This is a genomic window from Xanthomonas sp. BRIP62418, assembly GCF_003993495.1.
GTDB classification, from domain to species: domain Bacteria; phylum Pseudomonadota; class Gammaproteobacteria; order Xanthomonadales; family Xanthomonadaceae; genus Xanthomonas; species Xanthomonas euroxanthea.
In genome coordinates this window covers 14,780-36,075 of the sequence record NZ_QEZG01000051.1, presented here as the reverse complement: position 1 = coordinate 36,075, position 21,296 = coordinate 14,780, and the positions used below count along the sequence as shown (strand labels likewise).

The 21,296-nt window shown below is 66.1% G+C and carries 12 protein-coding genes; 3 read left to right on the top strand and 9 right to left on the bottom strand.

Features of this window, described 5'->3' with window-relative positions:
• Positions 1 to 198 precede the first annotated feature (198 nt).
• A complete protein-coding gene (locus tag EO174_RS20240; RefSeq protein ID WP_164740282.1) occupies positions 199 to 2,553 on the bottom strand; it encodes an NdvB protein in 2,355 nt (784 codons plus the stop codon).
• Between the two features lie 62 nt (positions 2,554 to 2,615).
• Positions 2,616 to 3,998 carry an MFS transporter gene (locus EO174_RS20235; protein WP_126946989.1) on the bottom strand — a complete coding sequence of 461 codons (1,383 nt, stop codon included), beginning with the start codon at positions 3,996 to 3,998 and terminating at the stop codon, positions 2,616 to 2,618.
• Between the two features lie 158 nt (positions 3,999 to 4,156).
• Here EO174_RS20235 and EO174_RS20230 point away from each other — a divergent pair, with 158 nt between their 5' ends.
• Entirely contained in the window at positions 4,157 to 4,741 is a 585-nt protein-coding gene (locus tag EO174_RS20230) for a gluconokinase (RefSeq protein ID WP_115678117.1), read from the top strand.
• Between the two features lie 569 nt (positions 4,742 to 5,310).
• Positions 5,311 to 7,041: a PQQ-binding-like beta-propeller repeat protein gene (locus EO174_RS20225; protein ID WP_104649872.1), complete on the top strand. Its 1,731-nt coding sequence runs from the start codon at positions 5,311 to 5,313 to the stop codon at positions 7,039 to 7,041.
• Between the two features lie 90 nt (positions 7,042 to 7,131).
• Here EO174_RS20225 and EO174_RS20220 read toward each other — a convergent pair whose 3' ends face one another.
• The 5 genes from EO174_RS20220 to EO174_RS20200 form a co-directional block, all read right to left on the bottom strand.
• On the bottom strand, positions 7,132 to 7,359 hold the full coding sequence (locus EO174_RS20220; RefSeq protein WP_164739708.1) for a hypothetical protein: 228 nt from the start codon (positions 7,357 to 7,359) through the stop codon (positions 7,132 to 7,134).
• Positions 7,340 to 7,789: a 3-dehydroquinate dehydratase gene (locus EO174_RS20215; RefSeq protein ID WP_164739707.1), complete on the bottom strand. Its 450-nt coding sequence runs from the start codon at positions 7,787 to 7,789 to the stop codon at positions 7,340 to 7,342. The genes EO174_RS20220 and EO174_RS20215 overlap by 20 nt, the downstream gene beginning before the upstream one ends.
• Positions 7,790 to 7,799: 10 nt before the next feature.
• Positions 7,800 to 8,234 (bottom strand): hypothetical protein, encoded by a 435-nt coding sequence (locus EO174_RS20210; RefSeq protein WP_126946986.1) that lies wholly within the window; start codon positions 8,232 to 8,234, stop codon positions 7,800 to 7,802.
• A gap of 291 nt (positions 8,235 to 8,525) precedes the next feature.
• Positions 8,526 to 12,380: a translocation/assembly module TamB domain-containing protein gene (locus tag EO174_RS20205; protein WP_126946983.1), complete on the bottom strand. Its 3,855-nt coding sequence runs from the start codon at positions 12,378 to 12,380 to the stop codon at positions 8,526 to 8,528.
• Positions 12,377 to 14,158: an autotransporter assembly complex family protein gene (locus EO174_RS20200; protein ID WP_104584372.1), complete on the bottom strand. Its 1,782-nt coding sequence runs from the start codon at positions 14,156 to 14,158 to the stop codon at positions 12,377 to 12,379. The genes EO174_RS20205 and EO174_RS20200 overlap by 4 nt, the downstream gene beginning before the upstream one ends.
• Positions 14,159 to 14,394: 236 nt before the next feature.
• On the opposite strand from EO174_RS20200, the gene EO174_RS20195 reads away from it, so the two are divergent.
• The gene (locus EO174_RS20195; protein ID WP_206515095.1) at positions 14,395 to 17,085 is read left to right on the top strand and encodes a TonB-dependent receptor; all 2,691 of its coding nucleotides are present in this window, start codon (positions 14,395 to 14,397) and stop codon (positions 17,083 to 17,085) included.
• 234 nt (positions 17,086 to 17,319) lie between these two features.
• Here EO174_RS20195 and EO174_RS20190 read toward each other — a convergent pair whose 3' ends face one another.
• Positions 17,320 to 18,909 (bottom strand): sulfotransferase, encoded by a 1,590-nt coding sequence (locus EO174_RS20190; RefSeq protein WP_126946977.1) that lies wholly within the window; start codon positions 18,907 to 18,909, stop codon positions 17,320 to 17,322.
• Complete coding sequence (gene glyS, locus EO174_RS20185; RefSeq protein WP_126946974.1) at positions 18,909 to 21,140, bottom strand: glycine--tRNA ligase subunit beta; 2,232 nt, start codon at positions 21,138 to 21,140, stop codon at positions 18,909 to 18,911. The genes EO174_RS20190 and glyS overlap by 1 nt, the downstream gene beginning before the upstream one ends.
• Between the last annotated feature and the right edge of the window lie 156 nt (positions 21,141 to 21,296).

Sequence of the window (21,296 nt, the reverse complement as noted above, 5' to 3'; positions counted from 1 at the left end):
CCCCTGCTGGGCGTCTGCAGTGCGCTACCGGTCAGCCGTTTGTTGTTCCGCCAGGCCGATTCCGCCACGCCGAAGCTTCAGATCCAAAAAAGCGCCCACATGAGTGGCTGAGCCGTTCCGGCCAGATCGCAGTCCGGCCGGTCAATGCTCCCCTCTCCCGCCTGCGGGAGAGGGTGCCCGAAGGGCGGGTGAGGGCCGTCAGCCCGGCAGGCGCACCTGCACCCGATACGTACGGCCGGCGACGATGCCGTGCACACGCTGGTCCGGGCAAGCAGCTCCATCCACGTCAACGTCTACCTGCGTGCGTCCCGGCTCACGTGTCAGCGTCACCTCGAACTGCGCGCCGCGGAACTGGCGCGTCACCTGCGCGTGCGGCCAGTGCGTGGGCAGCTGCGGGCGGATCGCCAATGCATCGCCCTCGCCGACCAGGCCGAACAGACCTTCGAGCACGCAGCGATACACCCAGGCCACCGTGCCGGTGTTGAACAGCTGGCTGGACCGCCCGGCCGTGCGCGGATATTGATGCCAGGCGCCGCGATAGTAATTGGGCAACGACACCGGCAGATGGCCGCGCTGCAGCACGTCCTCGCGGGTGGGGCCGGGCAGCATTGCGCGCAGGATCTCCCAGGCACGGTCGGCTTCGCCAATCTGGTACAGGCTGTACAGGTAGAACGCCACCGCATGGTTGTAGACCGCGCCATTTTCCGCGGCGCCCGGCCACTTCTGCGTCAACCGGCCCACGTCGTCGCGCATATGCGTGTACGCCGGGGCCAGCATCACCGGCCCGTACGGCGTATGCAGCTGTTCGCGCACCGCCTCCAGCAAGGCGTCGCGCTGCGCGGCATCGGCGGTGCCGGCCAGCAGCGCAAAGCTCTGCGGATTGAGATAGATGCGTCCTTCCACATCGTCGGCGATGCCGAAGCGCACGCCGTCGTCGGTGATGCCGCGCGCATACCAGTTGCCGTCCCACAATTCCCGATTGGCATCGGCATTGACCGTCTGCACGGCCTGCGCAAACGTTTCTGCCTGCGCGCTTCGCCCATGCGCTGCACAGATGCCCGACCACAGCCGCAGTGCATACGCGGTGGCCACGGTGAGCCAGCCGGACACACCCTTTCCGCGCCAGCCGACCATGTTCATCGGGTCGTTCCAGTCACCCTGGGCGATGAAACTCAGGCCGCGGGCGTCGCGTGCGTCCAGCAACCATTGCATGGCCGCATCCAGGCGCTCGGCCACACTCAGCGCCTGCCCGTCCTGCGTGCGGACCACCGCGTCGAGCACGCTGGCATCGCCGGTTTCGGCCAGATAGGCGCTCAGGAAGATCGGCAACCACACGCAGTGATCGGTATGCGGCACCTGGTTGATGTATTTCAGCTCGGCGCCTTCCACCAGCAGGATGCCGTCCGGCATCGCACCGCTGGGTTCCTGCTGCGAGAGCGCGTGCAGCAACGCCGCGCGTGCGGTGGCCGGCTGCAGGTAGGCCATGCCCATGTGGTCCTGCAGATAGTTGCGCGTCTGCGGATCGGTGGTCAGGCGATTGACGTCGCCGTGATAGAACACCTGCCGCGGCAACCAATGATTGACCAGGTTGTCCAGGGCCGGATCGGGCGTGGCGATCTGCACGCAGCCCTGCCCACCCTGCAGATACTGCGCGTAGTCGCGCGCGGCGGCAGCAAAGCCGGCTTCGGACAGATAGCGCGCACGCAGCGCGGCGATCTCCGCATCGTCCTTGGCCGGCCCGAACGCGAAGCGATACACGCTGGCCGCATCGGCATCCAACGTCAGCCGGTACTGCAACGCGGCGGCCGGGTTCTCGTAGTGCGCCTGGCTATTGCCCAGCTGCTCGGCCTGGATGGCCGAGGGCGCATGCAGGCCACCCTCGCCTTCGAAGGCCGCCTGCTGCGCGTCCCAGGCCACCGGCGGCTGCTCGTGCAGCAGGAAGGTGCAGTCCTTGAAATCACGCTGGCGGAAATAATCCTGCACCTTCTGATACGGCGTCACGCTACGGCAGACGATGCCGCCCAGCGCCGGCTCGTAGGCGCCGCCCTGATGCATCCACGACATGTAGCCGATGGGAAAATACGGATACAGGCTGAGCCGGCGCGTGCGGCCGGACAGGTTATGCACGCGGCACTCCCACAGCTCCACCGCATCGTCGGTGGGCAACGCCACGCACAGCTCCACCACGATGCCGTCATGGCGCACCCGCCAGCGCACATCGTGCTTGCCGGCGGAAAACGCGAACTGCTCCGGCGGCGCGCGTACCGGTTCGTGCGGCACCGAATACAATGCGCCGCTGTCTTCGTCCTTGAGATAGAAGAAGCGCCCGGGATGATGCGCGTAGTAGGGCTGCTCGGGCATCATGAAGTTGCGCGCCTCCAGCAGTGGCGCATGGGCGTACTTGGCCGGCTCCGGCTGCATGAACTGCCCGGTGGCGTAACCACGGCAGGTGAGCTGCAGCATCATGCGGCGGTTCCACAGGAATGCGCCCGCGTTCGGCATCGCAGTGGGGCTGTAGAGCGCATACCGCGTGCCGTCGGCGCTGGGCGCCAGCAACGCGGACAGATCGTCGTTGGACGTGGTGCTGGAATCAGCCTGGCAAAGTGCGGACACGGTCAGCGGTGCTCCTGTTCGTCGCGCTTGCGCGCGGCCAGTTCGTGTTGGATGCGGCGCAACAAGCCGTCATCGAGTGGATAGAAACGCATGGTCCAGGCCGCCAGCAGCGCCACCGCGCCCGGGATCACCGTCAGCAGCAGCACGATGCCGGTCAACGACCCGGCCGACTGTGCGCTGTTGGCCACATAGCCCATGCCCGCCAGCACCCAGGCGATGCCGGCCGACGCCAGCGCGCCACCGAGCTTTTGCGAGAAGGTTGCGGCGGCAAAGGTCATCGCGGTGGCGCGCCGGCCGGTGCGCCACTCGGTGTAGTCGGCGCTGTCGGCATACATCGAAAAGGCCAGCGGCGACTTCGGCCCCAGCGCCAGCCCGATCAACATGTTCAACCCGAAGATCGCCCACACCGCATCGGCAGGAATGAAGAACATCAGGCAGCTCAACACGCCCACCATCGCCATCAGCGCGGTCATCAACTGGCGCTTGTCCCAATGCCGTGTCAGCAGCGGCGTGATTGCCGCGCCCACCGCCAAGGACACCGAATAGCCGCCCAGGAACAGCCCGGTCAGCTCCGGCCGCTGCACGTAGTACTTGAGGTAATACACGCCCGCACCGCCGCGCATGACAATGGTGATCATGATGATCAACGACAGCACGAACAGCACGCACCAGGGTTTGTTCTGCAGCAGGTCGGCGATGTCCCGGCGGACCGGCGTGCGCTGTTGCGGCGGTGGCTGCACGCGCTCGCGCGTGGTCAGCGCCACGGTCACGAACAGCGCCACCGCCACCGCGCCGTACAGCATCATCGTGCGCTGCCAGCCCAGCGCATCGTTGCCGGCACCGAGCCACGCCACCAGGTCCAGGGTGCAGTAATTGACCAGCGTGGTGCCGGCGAACGCGGCGATGAAGCGCAGGCTGATCAAGCTGGTGCGCTGGCTGCTGTCGGCGGTGATCACGCCCGACAATGCCGAGTACGGAATGCTCACCACGGTGTAGGCCAGCATCATCACCAGGAAGCTGATCGTGGCCCACCACATGCGCCCGTTCTGGTCCAGCGCAGGCGTGGTGTAGGCCAGCACACCGGTCACCGCCATCGGCACCGCGCCCCACAACAGATACGGGCGGAACTTGCCCCAGCGGCTGCGCGTGCGATCGGCCAATGCCCCCATCGCCGGATCGGCGATCGCATCGGCGATCTTGGTCAACAGGATCATCGTGCCCACGGCCGCTGCCGGCAGATGCATGGTGTCGGTGTAGAAGATCAGCAAGAACGCGGAGATGTTGGCCCAGTACAGATTCAGGCCCAGATCGCCGGCGCCGTAGCCCAGCTTTTCGCGCCAGCGCAGGCGCGCCGATGCAGGAGACGGTGCAGGCGATGACGGCATCGGCAGACCCTGGAGTGCGTTGAACCCGGCCGAGCGCGCCGTTACGCTGGGCGGCCCGCTCACCTGGCGAGGAGCGCCGACGCTACACCACGCATCGGCTGCCGCCAACGTGAAATCCGGCAAAATGCCGAATCGCTCCGGAGATATAACCTGACGTGATGGACACCGCAGCCCCCGCTACACCCGCGTCCGCTTCGCCCCTGGCCATCGTGGTGATGGGCGTTTCCGGCAGCGGCAAGACCACCATCGCGCAGGCCCTGGCAGCGCATTACGGCTACCGTTTTCTGGACGCCGACGATTACCACAGCGTGGCCGCACGCGCGCAGATGGCCGCAGGCCAACCGCTCACCGATGCGATGCGCTTGCCGTGGGTGGAGTTGCTGGCGGCCACCTTGCGCGACTGCGTCCAGGCCGGCGAGTCGGTGGTGCTCGCGTTCTCGGGCTTGCGCGGCACGCATCGTCAATTGCTGCGCCGCAGCGGCATTCCGCTGCGCTTCGTGTTCCTGCACGCGGCCCCGCATGTGATCGCCGCACGCCTGAGCGCGCGCGCCGGCCATTTCATGCCGGCCAGCCTGCTCGACAGCCAGTTGCAGACACTGGAATTGCCGCTGGACGAAGCCGACGTGGTATCGGTGGATGTGGACGCCACGGTGGCGGAGGTGGTGCAGGATGCGATCGCGCAGTTGGCGCTGATCGCTCCCAATGCGGCGCACAGCGTCGCGCCCTCGCCTCAAAGCGCCTGACGTAAAAGATAACGCAGCCCTGCATGGCTGTTCCCTTCTCCCTCCGGGAGAAGGTGCCCCGAAGGGGCGGATGAGGGTAGCTGCGAAGCCACGCAATTCAGTCTCTCGTGTGGCATCGCCCCGTACCCTCACCCCAATCCCTGCTCCGCGCCCCGGCCCGCGTTTGCGACGCGGGCGCTCCAAGGCACGCGCGCCAGTGGCGCGCAAGCAATGCCTTCTCGCCCCCAGGGGGAGGGGCGCTGTTCAACACCGTGACCAACCTGACAAGGTGGCGCAAAATTTCCTGGTTACTTTTTGCAGACCATTGATTTGCAGGCGATACGCCGGTCTGGCGGCCAATCATTTTTCCTATCGCGGCTGATGCAGATAGTGATGAATCATCAGTATTTGTGCGAATACCGAACAGGCTGAACGCAAATTTTGCGAGCTGGTCGTACCAGATGCGAACGGACCCGACCGTTGAATGAATGCAGCGACATGCGTGTGTTGCATGGTCTCGCCGATCGGCCATCTTCACTCGGCAGATCCGGGGGGATCCAGCGCTTCCTTCCATCTATGGACATGCCGTGATGACACATTCAATTCGCCGCTTGCGATTTCGCAGTTTGACGCTCGTTCCCTGCCTGCTTGCCAGCGCAGTGGCTTTCGCCCAGCCCGGCCCCGCAACCGCACAACAGCCGGTGTCGTCCCTGGATACCCAGGCCTTCGCAGGCTCCAGCCAGATCTGGCGCAGCTTCGGCAAAGACCTTCCGTTCGCCAGCCCCACCAGCTGGACCACCGCCGGCGGCGGCTACTTGAACCAGCGCTTCGCGCCGGGCGAGTGGAAGATCAACCGCACCACCGTCAAGGGCCTCGTCCCGGCGTGGACCCTGACCACCACCGGCGACATCTCGGCCACGCCGAGCGTGGAAGGTGGCACGTTGTACGTGCCCGACTGGGGCGGCACGCTGTATAGCGTCGACACCCAGACCGGCAAGCCGAACTGGCAGGCCAAGCTGTCCGACTACACCGGCAATGCCAACTCGGTGACGCGCAACACTCCGGCCATCAGCGCCAACAGCATCATCGTCGGCGACCAGGCCGCCGGTACCGTGCTGGCCATCGACAAGAAGACCGGCAAGCTGCTGTGGAAGACCACCGCCGAAGCCAACCCGCAGGCGCGCATCACCTCCTCGCCGGTGATCTACGGCAACCGCATTTACGTGGGCATTTCCTCCGGCGACTGGGGCAACCTGGATTCGACCCACACCTTTAGTTTCCGTGGCAGCGTGGTGGCCCTGGATCTGAGTACCGGCAAGAAGGTGTGGCAGTTCTACAACGTGCCCGAGGGGTATACCGGCGCATCGGTGTGGGGCCAGGTGGCGATCGATCCGATCAGCCGCCGCCTGTATTTCGGCACCGGCAACAACTACAACATTCCCGCCAGCGTGGGTAACTGCGTCTCCAACGCGCGCTCCTACCGCGGCAGCGAACTCACCGTGCAGGACGAACTGGCGTGCATGGCCCCGGACAACTACGTCGACTCGGTGGTCTCGTTGAATCTGGACACCGGCAAGCTGGTCTGGGCCGACCGTGCACAAGGCTACGACGCCTGGAACCTGTCGTGCATCGTGGCGCCCACCAATGGCCTGTGCCCGAACACCCAGGCAACCAACCTGACCGGTCCTGATTACGACTTCGGCGGTGCCGGCGTGCAGCTGTTCACCGTATGGCGCGACGGCAAGGCGCAGCAACTGGTCGGCGCAGGGCAGAAGAGCGGCATCTACTGGGCCTTCGACGCCAAGACCGGTGCCAAGGTGTGGTCGACCCAGGTCGGCCCCGGCGGCACCACCGGCGGCGTCGAGTGGGGCACTGCGTTCGACCCGTACAAGTCGCAGGTCTATGTGGCCATCAACAACAGCACCAACGCCACCTATACGCTGGGACCGGCGAACACCCAGAGCCACAATGGCGGCTCGTGGGCCGCGCTGGATGCCGCCACCGGCAAGATCAAGTGGCAGGTCAAGGTGCCCGGCATCAACCGCGTGAATCCGAACGTCCCGGCCGGTGGCCAGGGCTCGCTGACGGTGTCGCCGAACCTGCTCTACGCCGGGTCGATGGCCGGCAACATGGTCGCCCTGGATGCCGACACCGGCGCCACGCTGTGGAATCACGACGCCACCGGCTCGGTGATCAGCTCGCCGGCCATCGTGGACGGTGCGCTGTACTGGGGCGCCGGCTACGGCCGCTTCAACTTCGGCACGGCGGCGACGGCCAACCAGCTGACCAAGTTCGTGCCGGAGGCCAGCCCGGCCAAGTAAGCCTCAACCCGGGTGATCTGCGTCGAACGACGCGCAATCACCGCAGGACAACGACGCCACCTTCCGGTGGCGTCGTTGTGTGTCACGCCGCTACAGCCGCGTGACCTGGCACAAGCGGATCTGCCCCGCTTCCAGCCCGTGCGCCTCGGCCGCGCGGCGGCGCAACGCGGTGACCAGTCCGGCGGCATCCAGCACGCCATCGGCGGGCACCTCCACGCTGTGGGCCAGCTGCCCCCACAGCACCGGCCGACCGTCGCAATAGCCCTCGTAGTCGGCGAAGTAATGCAGCTGGCGTAGCTCAGGTACCGACGTGGACATCGCCCTGGATCTCCGTGCAGCCCAGATGTTCCAACGCGATCTCCAGCCCGAGCAGATAGCTCTGCGCGCAGTAGCCGCGCACCGTCGCGATGCGTTGCCCGAAACCTTCCGGCAGGCAACGCTCCGGCCGGTCCACGCTATCGTCGTGGGCCTCCACGAACGGATACGGCAACGCGCCCAGCACACGATGCAGGCGCGCACTGTCCACGCAGCTGCCCGGATCGATCAACGCGATTTCCATCCGCGCCTGCCCGGCCACCCGCAGGGCATCCAGCAGCTCCTGCTCCGACCCGCAGGCACGCAGCGCCACGGTCTTGCCCGCATCGCCCGCGCACGCCACCAGTTGGCGGATCACCGCCCGCGGCAACGGCTGCGGCCCACGCACCAGCGGCAACGATGCCTCCGGACCACGCACGATCATGATCGACATGGCGGCCTCCTCAGGCAGCGGCGCGCAACGGCGCGCACAGGGACGGCAGGCAGCGCGCGGCAATCCCCAACGACATCGCATAGGCGCGCGGCGCGTCGCGCGGCGTGATCACCACCGCCAGCGGCGCATGCTGCGGATGCAGCCACGGCTCCAGCTCCTGGTCGGCATCGGTATGCAGCTCGATGTAGGGCGTGTGCAGCGCATCCAATGCCGCACGCAATGCCGTCGCATGCACCTGCGCACGCGCGGACGGCGCCAGATCACCCGAATCCAGCAGCACCAGCTCCACCTCGGCGTCGCCACCGGCCGCCTGCAAGCCGGCAATCAAGCCGTCGACATCGGCGCACGCCAGCGTGCGCAACGCACGGCCGGCACACTCGGGCAGCTGCAGCGGCGCCAGCTGCGCCGGATCGGCCTGCGGACCTTGCAAAATCAGGATACACATCGTGTTGGACTCAACGCACCACAGTGCGGGAGTGCCAAGGTAGGCCTGCCGGGCATAAAGGGGCTATTTGCGCGCTGGTGCGCCGGCATAAAAAGTGCGTAATGCCTGCGCGATGCCGGTGTGCCGCGCCCGGCGACGCGGCAGAAGAGGTTGTAGATAAAACTGCAGCGCTCAACCTGGCGATGCCTCACGCATGGCCGAACATCCCTCGATATCCGCATTGCGCCAAGCCCAAACCTGACACATGCGGCGCCACGCGCACCACGTGATGCACTGGTGCGCGATTGGCTGTTACTTCTCCCGCCGCCAGTTCACCGAGCCCTTGGTCTCCACCGTGCTGGATTCGGCTTCGATGTCGAAGCCGCGGCTGAGCAGGTATTTCAGCGTCAGGACCGAGCCGCTGCCGACCATCGAGACGCCGTAGCCGACGTAGAGTTTCGGCGAGAGGTACTTGCCGAAGCCCACCACCGAGCCGACGGTGCTGGATTCGCTCACGCCGGCTTCGTCCAGGCCGAGCTTGGCGCCGATCTGCGAGGCGATCAGGCTGCTGCCGGCCGACAAGGCGGCCGAGGCGGCGCTGACCTGCTGGGTTTCGTCGCTACTGGCAGTGGACAGGCCGCGGCCGAGCACCAGGTAGGACAGCGCTTCGGATTGCGACATCGCCGGCTCGGACCACACGTCGGCACGCGGCGATTCGGCGCGGCCGCTGACGTCGATACCGGCGGTGACATCGCCGACCTTGCGTTCGGCGCGCAGGCTCACGCGCGGGTCGGAGACGATGTTGTTGTTCCAGGTCAGCTGGCCGCGGCTGATGGTCAGATCCTGGCCATAGGCCTTGTAGCGGCCGCGCACGTCCAGCCCGCCGTTGGCGGTCATCTCGCGGCCCGGGCGCGCGCGGATCTGCATCTGCCCGCTCAGTCCGCCCTTCAGGCCGAAGCCGCTCATGTTGACCTTGTCGCCCAGCACGATGGCCAGGTCCATATCCAGCGGTGAGGCCGGCGCTTCTTCCGGGTCCACCGGGTCCAGCACCACCACGTCCTCGGACACCGAGGTGCCGCGATCCAGGCGTTCCAGGTCGATATCGGCTTCGGGCACGGTGACCTTGCCGCGCAGTTGCATGGTGTTGTCGGTGATGCCGAACTGCATGTCCGGGTTGGCGATGATGCGCAACTCGCTGGTGTTGTAGGCCAGCACGTTCTGGCCGCGGATATTGAGCAGCAACGGCGTGCTGGTGCCGAACCACGACAGCCCGCCATCGATGTTGAGTGTGCCTTCGCCGGACTTGGCCGATGCGGTGATCTTGGCCGAGCCATCCGGTAGCGCGTCGAAGCGGCCCTTGCCCTCGCTCAGGGTCAGGCCCATCGACGGATATTCGGCCGTGAAGTTGCTCAAGGTGGCATCGCCGCCCAGCAGCGGTTTGTCGCGGGTGCCGCGCAGGCTCACATGGCCTTCGACCAGGCCCTTGGGCTGCACCACATCGGCCACCACCAGCTCCAGCCAGTACAGTCGCGACATATTGAGATACAGCTCGCCGTTGAGCGGCGCGTACGCATCCCAGCCGGTGTTGAACTTGGCATCGACAAAGCCGGCGCCCTGGAAGCCGATACCCAGCTTGGCCTGGATCTGCTGCGGGGTGAAATCGGCCTGCACGCTGAACTGGTCGTAGCGCAGCAACTCGCCGCGGTTGGGATTGCCGGCCACCGCCGCGTAGCGGGTTTCGCCCAGGCGGATGCCGCCTTCGGGCGAGGCGATGCGGAACGAGCCTTCCCAGGCATTGCCGCGCGGCTTGAAGCTGCCATCGAGCGCCAGCTCGCCGCGCAGATAGATCTGCCGCCCCTCCTGCTTGGGCAGCCACGGCTGCACCAGCGACAGCGGCAGTGCATCGCCGTGCACCACCATGCCCTCGCGCGGCCAGTTGGCGCTGGCGCACAGCGCGCCACCGGTGGCTGCGCCCAGGCAGGTGTCTGACAGCGTAAACGCGGCGCCATCGGTGCTGAACTGCGCCGGCTGGCGCAACGCCCAGGCATCGCCCTTGGCCGGTGCGATCCGCAGCGTGGCGACCTGGCCCTGCCAACGCTCGCCATTGCGACGGACATCGCCCTGCAGCGCGAGGTTGGCCATGCTGTTGGCGATCTCGGCATCCAGGCGCAGCGCTTCCACCGCGCCGCGTGCCTGCACGCGCACGCTGTCCAGCACCACGCCGGCTTCGATCGCCGTGCCCTGCAGGGCCAGTTGCCCGTCGCTGCCGCGCCACGGCAGGCGTCCACGCAGGCTGATGCTCTGCGCGCTGTAGTCGTTCCAGCGCAGGCCACTGCCGGCGATGTCTGCGGTGATGTCCGGGGCATCGCGCTTGCCGCTGACCTGCAGCTGCCCGCGCACCGTGCCGGTGGCGCCGGGCAGGACATCGTCCAGCTGCAGCGGCTGCAGTTGCGCGGCAATATCGAGCTGGTCGCCGACCTTGCCCTTGGCGTTGATGCGGCTATTGCCCAGCGACAGCTGCAATTCGCCTTCGCCCTGTTCGCCACGCAAGGCGAACTTGCCGTTGGCCGACAGCGCGCGCTGACGCAACTGGCCGCTCAGGGTCGGGATATCCGCCGTGGCTTCGAAGCCCGGCGATACGCCGCCGGCCGGCGCCGGCAGCTGGCGGCCCTTGGAAGCGACCTTGCCGGAGAGATTGCCGTTCCAGCCCGGCGCAAAATAGCCCGGGTCGAACTTGGCCAGCTGGGCGGTGACATCCCATTCCAGCTCCGGGGTCCAGCCCACTTCGCCGGTGAGATCCAGCGAGCCGCCCGGGGTCTTGGCCTGCACCTGCTTGAGCTGGGCGCGCTGATCGTTGCCGCGGCTGTCGAACACCAGCGCGGCCTGCTGCCCGTCGCGCTCCAGCGTGGCGCGGCCGATCGCCGCCCATGCCTTCAGGGTGCCGGCCACGCCCAGACGCGCATCGACCAGTTCCACCGGCACCACCGGCGCATCGGGGGTGGCCGGGTCCTGCGTCGGGGTGAAGCGCAGGCCGCTGGCATTGACCGCGAAGCGGAAGCTCGGATTCTGCGTATCGCGGAAATCGGCAGTGCCACGCAACTGCGCGCGGCCTTCGAAGGCATCGATCACCAACGGCTCGACGGTGATGACCTGGTCCAGCAGGCTGATATGCGAGGGCTGCAAGCTGGCGCTCAACTCGCCCTGCTTGACGCTGCCTTGCAGGTCGGCGTTGCCGCCCTTGCCGGAGGCCTGCAGGTTCAGCGCGATCGGTGTGGCCGGGGCGGCGTACTGCCCATTGGTGGCCGGCATCAGCAGCGAGGTATCCAGCGCCTCGGTGACGGCCTTGAAGGTCCAGGTCGGATCATCGCGCCCGGTGAACACCAGGCTGGCCTGCAGTGGTGCCGGCGCGCGGCCGGCGATGGCCACTTCCATCTTGTCCAGATCGCCGCGTGCCACCAGCCCCAGGCTGGCCGGGGTGCGCCCACGTGCGGCCGGCAGCACCGCGGTGGCGGTGAGGTCGGCGCGGTAATCGTCGTTGGGCACGTAGTCGCCGTGCAGGCGGAAGTCGCCCATGTCGGTATCGACCACCAGATTGCGCGTGCGCAGTTCGCCGGTGGCCACTTCCAGCCCGCCCTGCACCTTGTGCAGGACGATCATCGGCTGCTGCAGCTGGGTGATGCGCAGGTTCTCCACGTCGATCTTGTCGGCCTGGATCGCCAGCGGCACGTTGATCTGCGGCAGCGACTCGGGCCAGCTCGGCAGGGTGAACGGCTCATCGCTCTTACCCAGATTCAAGGTGGCATTGCTGACCTGCACGGCATCCAGCTGCAGCTTGCGCCCGAGCAATGGGCGCAGGTCCGGTTCCAGATACACGCGCTCGGCGGTGAAGTGGATGTCCTGATACCGGAAATCGACATCGCGCAAGGTCAGCGGGCCGGCCACCGGGCCTTCGACCTTGCCGTAGGTGAAGCTGGCACCGACCGGCAGGCGCGCGGTGACCTGGGCGAGCAATACATCGCGCCCGGCCACGGTCTGCAGCAGCCAGTACACCGCGATCAGGGCCAGCAACACCAGCCCCAGCAAGGTCAGCCCGGAGCCGACCCAGAACCGGCGGCGGCGGTAGAAACGCGCGCGGCGCGGTGCGGGGGGCGGCGTCGGTGTGCTCACAGGTTGGCCCCGATATCGATATAGAGCTGGAACTGCGAGTCGGGATCGTTCAAGCCATGCGCGATGTCCACGCGCACCGGGCCCACCGGCGAGCGCCAGCGCAGACCGAAGCCGATGCCTGTGTGCCAGTCGGGCGTGTCGTCGAACGCGCTGCCGCTATCGACGAACACCGCGCCGCCCCAGGGGCCGCCCTTGAGGTAATGCTCGTATTCGGCGCTGGCGGTGACCACGTTCTTGGCACCGAGCGCGAATTCGTCCGGCTTGGGCGTGCGCGGGCCGACTTCGCGGAAGGCATAGCCGCGGATGCTGTTGGCGCCACCGGCAAAGAAGCGCAGGCTCGGCGGCATCGCCACCAGATCGCTGGTCCAGGTGGTGCCGCCTTCGCCGCGCAGGATCACCCGGCCATTGTCGCCGGCGCCCAGGAACCAGCGCAGCTGGCCATAGAGCTGGCCGAAATTGGTGTCCGAGCCGGCGCCTTCGGCACCGCCGCGGATGAAGGCCTGCCCGGACACGCCGCTGCGCGGGAACAGGCGGTCGTCGACATTGACGTAGTTCACTTGCAACTGCGGATAGATCAGCGTGGAGGTTTCATACACCGCGCCTTCGAAGTCGTCACCGCTGCTGAAACGCCAGCGCTCGCGCAAGGCATTGATCGAAGCGATCGCACTCCAGCGCTCGTTGATCTGGCCGCTGCGGCTGCCGGTGAGTTTGACGTTGCGCAGGTCGATGTATTCGGTCTGCTCGTCATAGAGCCGCGCCGAGGCGGTGTACCAGCCATCCAGCCAGCGGAACGCCGGCACGCGATAGCTGGTGGTCAGGCTCTTTCGGTTTTGCGCGTAATCCAGCTGCGTGTCCATCTTGTGGCCGCGCGAATTGACATAACGCCGCTCCACCCCGCCACGCACACCGGCACCGCTCTCGCTGCCGTAGCTCAGGCCGGAGGTGTAGACGGTGCGCTTGGCGCGGGTGAGCTTCACATCCACCGGCACCCGGCCCTGGTCGTCGGCTTCTTCCGGCTTGGGCTGGATATCGATGGTGCTGAAGTAATCCAGCTTGGTCAGCGACTCGCGCAGGCGATCCAGCTTGCCTTCGTGGTAGTAGCTGCCCTCGTCCCAATACACCAACGGCTCGAACAGGCCCGGACGGAAGTAGTCGTAGTCGAAGCGCACCTTGCCCATGTCGTAGCGGCGGCCGCTATCCCAGTTCAGATCGATATCGGCAGCGTGCTCGGCGCGCGTCACCGCGACGCGGCGCTGGGTGAAGTCGGCATCGAAGTAGCCACGCTCGGCCAGCCGACGGGTGATGCGCACCTTGCTCGCTTCGTATTGCGGGTGGCTGAAGACCTGGCCTTCGCGCGGTTCGAACTGCTTGAGATCCTGGCCCAGGTAACGGTCCTGCTCGGCCCAGCCGGTGATGGAGATATGCGACTGCCGCACGCGCACCGGCTCGCCGCGCTCCACGGTGATCACTACCGTCACCTTGTCGCCGCTGCGCGGCGCGGCCAGATCGATGGTCGGCGAGTAGTAGCCGAACGGTTCCAGCGCCTCGCGCGTCTGCCGTTCGGCCTGCGCCAGCAGATACTCCAGTCGCGACTCGCCCTGCTCCTTGCCCACGGCCTCATACAGAGACAGGGAGACCTCGATGTTCTCGATCATCTCGGCGTCGGCGTCGTCGTCCAGGCCCTTGATTTCGATCTTGTCGATGGTGGCCCGGGCAACCGCTTGCAGCGGAACGAGCAGAGTGCACAGCAGGGAGAGAGCAAACGCGACTTTAAGCATCTACAAAGGATACCTAGCCTAGGCGTGAAGGGACAAAAAATCTAAACAATCTCGACTATCCGCAGGCGCAGGGGCTGGTTAGAGTCGAACTGTTGTTAACGTTTCGTTGACAGCGATGCCGCGCGGCCTCCCCGGTCGTCGCGCCCTGTTCCATGCCTTTGGAGAGAGAGGTTTCCATGAAGCGCCATTTGTTGGTCAACGCCGTATGCGCCGCCCTGGCCATGCCATCGCTTGCGATGGCCCAGAACCAGGACGCAGTGACTGAATTGAACAAGGTCACCGTGACAGGCTCGTTGATTCCGCGGTCGCAGGTCGAGACAGCCACACCGGTGTTCTCCATCACCGCCCAGGACATCCAGCGCCGCGGCTTCAAGGATGTCTACGATGTGCTGCGCTCGCAGCCGATGGCCACCGGCTCGGTGCAGGACGGCCAGTTCAGTGGCGGCTTCACCGCCGGCGCCAAATCGCTGAGCCTGCTCGGCCTGGATCCCGGCTTCACCCTGGTGCTGATCGACGGCCGGCCGATGGCCGATTACCCGCTGCTCTACAACGGCCAGAGCAACTTCGTCGACCTGGCCAGCGTGCCGGTGGGCATGGTCGAACGCATCGATGTGGCGCCCGGCAACCAGTCCTCGATCTACGGCTCCAGCGCCATTGCCGGCGTGGTCAACATCATCCTGAAGAAGCACGTCGATGGCGTGCAGATGAATTACCGCATGGGCACCTACGACGGCGGTGGCGGCAACAACCAGCGCTTCCAGCTTACCGGCGGCACTACCCTCGGCAAGGCCGATATCGTCTGGGGCCTGCAGCTCAACAACCAGGATCCGATCTACGGCTCCCAGCGGCGCGATTTCGATTCCACCTCCGACAATCCGGACCCCACCCTGCGCTACGGCTCGCGCATCGCGCTGCACAACACGCCAACCACCTACATCGACCCCGGCGCCGCCAACTGCGATGCACTGGGCCCGCTGTTCAACGGCACGGTGCAATACGACAACCGCGCCAATCGCGGCAATTTCTGCAGCAGCCGCACCGAGCCCGGTTACGCCAGCATCCTCAACAAGGAACGCAGCGCCAGCGGCTACGCCAACTTGACCTACGCCTTCAACGACAACACCCAGGGCTACGCGACGCTGCTGCTCAATCGCACCAAGGTGGAGGTCAACAGCGGCTCACGCTTCTGGCAGACCTCGTCCGATACCGGCGGCTTGTTCTACAACCAGGACAGCCAGCAACTGGAAGGCTACCAGCGCATCTTCGCGCCTGAAGAGACCGGCAACCTGGACTTCAACAACAATCGCCAGACCGCCGATTCCTACAACATCGCCGCCGGCATCAAGGGCGGGCTGGGCGCCAGCAACTGGACCTACGATGCGTACTACGCACGCGCCGAATACCGCATCGACAGCCGCCAGCAATGGCCGTTGGCCGATCGCATCGAGGATTTCTTCCGCGAGCAGTTCCTGGGGCCCCAGCAAGGCGAGTACTACGGCTACCCGATCTATTCGCCCAACGACGCCGACTTCTATCGCGCATTGACGCCGGCGCAATACCGCAGCTTCAACGACGAGATCCGCACCAAGTCCAGGACCTGGACCCAGAACGTCAACCTGCAGCTCACCAACACCGAGTTGTTCAACCTGCCGGCCGGTGCCGTCGGCGTGGCCGGCGTGCTGCAGGCGGGCAACCAGTACTGGGAAAACCCGACCGATCAACGCGTGATCGCCGGTGACTTCTACCAGCTGACCGGCACCCAGGGCAGCGGCAAGCGCGAGAACTGGGCGGCGGCATTCGAGATGCGCCTGCCGATCCTCTCGACGTTGACGGCCAACCTGTCCGGCCGTTTCGACGACTACAAGAACCAGGGCGGCGGTGGCGATTCCAAGTTCACCTACAAGGCCGCGCTGGAATTCCGCCCGATCGATTCGCTGCTGTTCCGCGGCAACTATGCCACCGCCTTCAAGGCACCGGACATGGCGTTTTCCTTCGCTGGCGACAGCGGCTTCTTCCAGGGCGTCAACGATTACTACCGGTGCGCACTCGAAGAACCCAACGTGCCGATCGCCGACTGCACCTATGCGGGTACCTCGATCGCCGGACGCCGCGCCGGCAATCGGGACCTGCAGTCGATCACGGCAAAGTCCTGGGGCTATGGCGTGGTGTGGTCGCCGAGTGCGCGCTTCAGCGTCAACGCCGATTACTACAACATCAAGATCGACCAGAAAGTCAGCGACCTGAGCACCGACAACCTGCTGCAGACCGAATCGGCCTGCCGCCTCGGCAGCCTGGATATCAGCTCGCCCACCTGCGTGGATGCACTGTCGCGTATCGATCGCACCGCAGCCGATGCACCGGTACCCAATCGCCTGAGCGACATCCGCATCAACCCGATCAATATCTCCAACGAGGAGATCTCCGGCGTGCTCAGCAAGGCGACGTACAACCTGGCGACCGAATCCTGGGGGCTGTTCGTCTTCGACGCGCAATACAACCTCACGCTCAAGCACGAAAGCCAGCAGTTCCCGCAGGATCCGGTACGCGACCTGCTCAGCGAACCGTTCTTCTCCTCCGAGTTCCGCAGCATCGTCAACGCCTCGGTGACCTGGCAGAAAGACGCCTGGACCACCACGTTGTTCGGTCAACGCAATGGCCGCACGCCCAACTTGGTGGCGCAACAAAGCACCGATGGGTATGCGGTGGAAGGCGCCCGCAAGGTCGGGGCGTGGACCACGCTCAATGCCACGCTGGACTATGCGCTCAACGATGACATCTCGCTGACGGCCACGGTCAACAACCTTGCCGACACCCGGCCGCCGCGCGACCGCACCTACACCAGCTACCCGTACTACAACATCTTCAACTACACCGGCTACGGCCGCTCCTACATGCTGGAGCTGAACTGGCGTTTCGGCGCGCACTGAGTGATTCAAGGCGGTAGCGTCCAGCGGCAGCCATGGGGCTGCCGCTGGCGTTTTTGGCCAGGCATTAGGGCAAGCGTTTTTGAATCAAGCGCTCGGGGATCGCCGCTACTGCGATTAAGCGAGTTTGGTGTAGCCGAAAGGTGCGCAGCCCAAACTGGCGACATGCAGGCATGTCGGCTGCGGGCACGCTGCACGCACCGATGCAGCAGCCTCGCGTCGTCGTGCTGGCCGTTGTCAGCGTGCGTCGGCCTGGATCAGGCCGGCATGCAACAAATCCAGCCGCAGCGGCTCCAGCTGCGTGGCGTAGCGCCGCCACTCGTCCACGTTGCGCCCATGCACACCTTCGCGCACCTGCACGCTGCTCAGCGTGGCCGATGCAGCTGCATTGCGGGTGATATCGATCTGACCGGGCTCGATCTCCAGCCCGCAGCGCGCCATCAGCTGCTCAAGGACCGTGGATGGATCACGCACCATCTGCGCATAGTCCACATCGATCACCCGGCCCGGCAATGCCGCGCGCCACTGCGCCATCAAGCCGTGATACGCCTGATAGTGACGCGCCAGCGTGTGCAGGTCGTAGCTGTAGGCGTAGGAGTCGCCGAACAACGCGCGGTAATTGGAAAAACACACCGCCATCGGCTCGCGCACCAGATGCACGATCACTGCACCCGGCAAGGCACGTGCGATCGGGCCGATCGCCACCGCGTTGGCCGGTAGCTTGTCGATATACCAACGCGCAGATCCGGCGCGCCATTGCGTCTGTTCCAGGTAACGCGCGCCGACCTGCGCGTAGTCCAGCGTCGGCAGCGCCTGCAGCACACGCGCATCCAGCAGACTGCGGCCGGCCTGGTCGGCGCCCCAACGCAGTTGATGGCCAACGTCGTTCAACTCGCCAGCCGACACGATCTGGGAATGATTGCCCAGCATCCGCTCCAGCACCGTGGTGCCCGAGCGTGGCAAACCGAGCACGAAGATCGGTTGCGGGCCGTGCGCGGCGGGGGCTTGCTGCGGGGCGAACACGCCTTGCTGGGCCAATGCTCCCAGCTGCGTATAGAGCGCAGCTTCTGCATCGGCGTCGTGACGCAGGCGCGCATGCATCACCGCATTGCCATGCTGCAGCGCGTCCCAGGCAGCCCCGGTCTGGCCGAGGTCTTCCAGCTCCTTGTACAGCGCGAATGCCAGCCCGGCGCGGTCCTCGCTGTCGGGCTTGGCACGTTGCAGTTGCTCACGCAGTTGCTCGACATGGTTGCTGCTGGTGGTCTGACGGCGCAGGCGCGCACGCGTCAACGCCGCGCGGCCATAGCCGGGCTTTTGCGCCAGCGCATGCTCCAGCGCCTGCGCCGCTTCATCGAGGCGACCATTGAACTGCAGCTGCACCGCAAGAAAGAAACGGAAATCCGCACCATCGAATCCGCAGGCCTGCGCGCGCCTCATCATCGCCAGCGCGTCGCCATGTTCGCCGAGGGATTGATGCACATGCGCGAGCAAGGCCAGGGTCGGGCCATCGTTGCACTGCATCACCGACGGATGCCGCAGCAAGGCATGCAGCGCGCGATGCTCACCGACACGCAGCAAGGCTTGCGCCACGCGGCAACGCATCGCCACGTCGTCACCCAGATCGCCTGCGGCCAGCCGCAACTGCGCCACCGCCTCGCGCATCCTGCCGTTGGCCAGCACGGTGCCGGCCAGCAGCACGCGGGCCGACACGTGCGTGGGCTCCACCTCCAGCAACGCCTGCAGCGCAGACGCGGCCACCCCCAGCTCGCGACGTGCCAACGCGGCCTGCGCGGTCTGCCAGTGCACCGCGCCGGCGGACGCGGCCATCAGCTGGACAGATGCTCGATGGCGGCGACGCTGCCGAGGCGGTCGCCGAGCTTCTTCAGCAGGGCCAGGCGGTTGGCGCGCAGTTGCGGGTCTTCGGCGTTGACCATGACGCCGTCGAAGAAGGCGTCGACCTGCGGGCGCAGGCGCGCCAGGCGCGCAAGCACGGCGACGTAGTCGTGCCGGTGCAGTGCATCACCGGTATCGCCGATGGCCGCTTCCACCGCTTCGGCCAGGGCTTCTTCGGCCGGCTCGCGCAGCAGGCTGGTGTCGATATCGCCGGGAATCTCGCCCTCGACCTTGCGCAGGATGTTGCGGATGCGCTTGTTGGCTGCGGCCAGGGCTTCGGCTTCGGGCAGCGTGGCGAAGATGCCGATCGCCTCGATGCGGCGGTCGAAGTCGTAGAGAGAACCGTGGGTCGCGCCCGGGTGCGCTCCTACGCTGGCCGATGCAGGAGCGCCCTCGGGCGCGACCGAGAACAGTGCGGCGACCGCATTGAAGTGGGTGGCAGCAACGCCCTTGTCTGCGTAGTAGCCGCGCAGACGGTCCAGGATGAATTCGAAGAGCTCAGTCAATTCTTCCAAATGCAGCGATCGCTGATTCGCATGTGACGTGGGGGCATCTACACCTGACGCACGTGCTTTGTCCGCCACATCCTTTTTCTGTCGCAGCACAACTTCAGACATCGACTGTTTTGCACAGCTGTATGCGTGATAGAGCAAATCCTTCAGATCCAGCTCAAACCCACTCTCGATCACCGTCCGCGCCAACCCCAAGGCATTACGCCGCAGCGCAAACGGGTCCTTGTTGCCGGTCGGCTTCAAACCGGCCGCAAAGCCACCGGCCAGGGTATCCAGCCGTTCTGCAATCGCCAGCACCTTGCCCAGTGGCGACAGTGCGATGTCGTCGCCGGCAAAACGCGGCTGGTATGCCTCGTCGATCGCCAGCGCAATCTCGCCGGGCTCGCCGGCGGCCTTGGCGTAATGACGCCCGGCAATGCCCTGCAGCTCCGGGAATTCGTTGACCATGCGCGATTGCAGGTCGTTCTTGGCCAGCTGCGCAGCGCGACGCGCCTGCGCCGGATCGGCACCGACTTGCGGCGCAATCGCTTCGGCCAGCTTGGCCACGCGCTCCACCTTCTCGGCCAGGTTACCGAGCTTGGCCTGGTAGGTCACGCTGGCCAGACCGGCGCCCATCGCCTCCAGCCCCTGCTTGAGGTCTTCGTCGAAGAAGAACTTGGCATCGGCAAACCGTGGACGGATCACCCGCTCGTAGCCCTTGGCGACTTCAGCCACGTCCTTGGAGACGATATTGGCGATGCCGATGAACTGCTCGGTCAACTTGCCGCCGTCGTCCAGCACCGGGAAGAATTTCTGGTTGACCTCCATGGTTTCGATCAGCGCTTCCTGCGGCACCGCCAGGAAGTCGCGCTCGAAACTGCACAGCACCGCCGACGGCCATTCGACCAGGTTGACCACCTGTTCCAGGTTGTCGTCGCTGATGCGCGCGCTGCCACCGGCCTGCCTGGCGGCAGCTTCGACTTCCTCGACGATGCATGCGCGGCGTGCGTCGGCATCCACCAGCACATGCGCCGCGCGCAAGGCCTCGATGTAATCGCCCGGCGCCGCCAGCGACACCTCGCCCTGATGCATGAAGCGATGCCCGCGGCTGAGGCGATCGCCACGCACGCCCAGCAGCTCGGCCGGAATCACCGCATCGCCGAACAGCAGCACCAGCCACTGCACCGGCCGCGCGAAGGCGTACTCGTGTGCGCCCCAGCGCATTGGCTTGGGGATTGGCATCGCGGCAATGGCTTCACGCAGGATGTCGGGCAGCAGGTCGGCGGTGCGCGCGCCCGGCGTCACCGCGCGGTGCACGAAGCGCTCGCCCTTGGCGTCGCTGGTGCGCTCCAGCGCGGTCCAGTCGATGCTGGCCTTGGCGGCGAAGCCGGCCAGCGCCTTGGTCGGCTTGCCCTCGGCATCCAGCGCGATGGTGAGATACGGGCCCAGCACTTCGGAGCGCTGCTCGGGCTGCTCGGTGGCCACGCCCGGCAGCAGCACCGCCAGGCGGCGCGGCGTGGACAGCGGCTTGGCATCGCCACGGGTGACGGCAACGCCGCGCTTTTCCAGACCGGCCAGCACGCCATCGAAGAAGGCCTGCGCCAGACCCGGGAGCGCCTTGACCGGCAGCTCTTCGGTGCCCAGTTCGATCAGCAGGGGAAGTTGTTCGCTCATGTCAGGTGAACCTTGGCTTATGTCCCTTCTGCCATCAACGGACGAAGGTGACTGGAGAATGTCCTTCTCCCGCTAGCGGGAGAAGGTGGCGCGCCGCGCCGGATGAGGGTCGTGCCGAGGCGGCGGAGACGTACTGCCCCCATCCGCCCTGCGGGC

Bases quoted from the DNA above. Each gene is read 5' to 3' on its own strand.
- EO174_RS20235 (WP_126946989.1), bottom strand. From the start codon at position 3,998: ATGCCGTCATCGCCTGCACCGTCTCCTGCATCGGCGCGCCTGCGCTGG.
- EO174_RS20230 (WP_115678117.1), top strand. From the start codon at position 4,157: ATGGACACCGCAGCCCCCGCTACACCCGCGTCCGCTTCGCCCCTGGCC.
- EO174_RS20225 (WP_104649872.1), top strand. From the start codon at position 5,311: ATGACACATTCAATTCGCCGCTTGCGATTTCGCAGTTTGACGCTCGTT.
- EO174_RS20220 (WP_164739708.1), bottom strand. From the start codon at position 7,359: ATGTCCACGTCGGTACCTGAGCTACGCCAGCTGCATTACTTCGCCGAC.
- EO174_RS20215 (WP_164739707.1), bottom strand. From the start codon at position 7,789: ATGTCGATCATGATCGTGCGTGGTCCGGAGGCATCGTTGCCGCTGGTG.
- EO174_RS20210 (WP_126946986.1), bottom strand. From the start codon at position 8,234: ATGTGTATCCTGATTTTGCAAGGTCCGCAGGCCGATCCGGCGCAGCTG.
- EO174_RS20200 (WP_104584372.1), bottom strand. From the start codon at position 14,158: ATGCTTAAAGTCGCGTTTGCTCTCTCCCTGCTGTGCACTCTGCTCGTT.
- EO174_RS20195 (WP_206515095.1), top strand. From the start codon at position 14,395: ATGGCCCAGAACCAGGACGCAGTGACTGAATTGAACAAGGTCACCGTG.
- EO174_RS20190 (WP_126946977.1), bottom strand. From the start codon at position 18,909: ATGGCCGCGTCCGCCGGCGCGGTGCACTGGCAGACCGCGCAGGCCGCG.
- glyS (WP_126946974.1), bottom strand. From the start codon at position 21,140: ATGAGCGAACAACTTCCCCTGCTGATCGAACTGGGCACCGAAGAGCTG.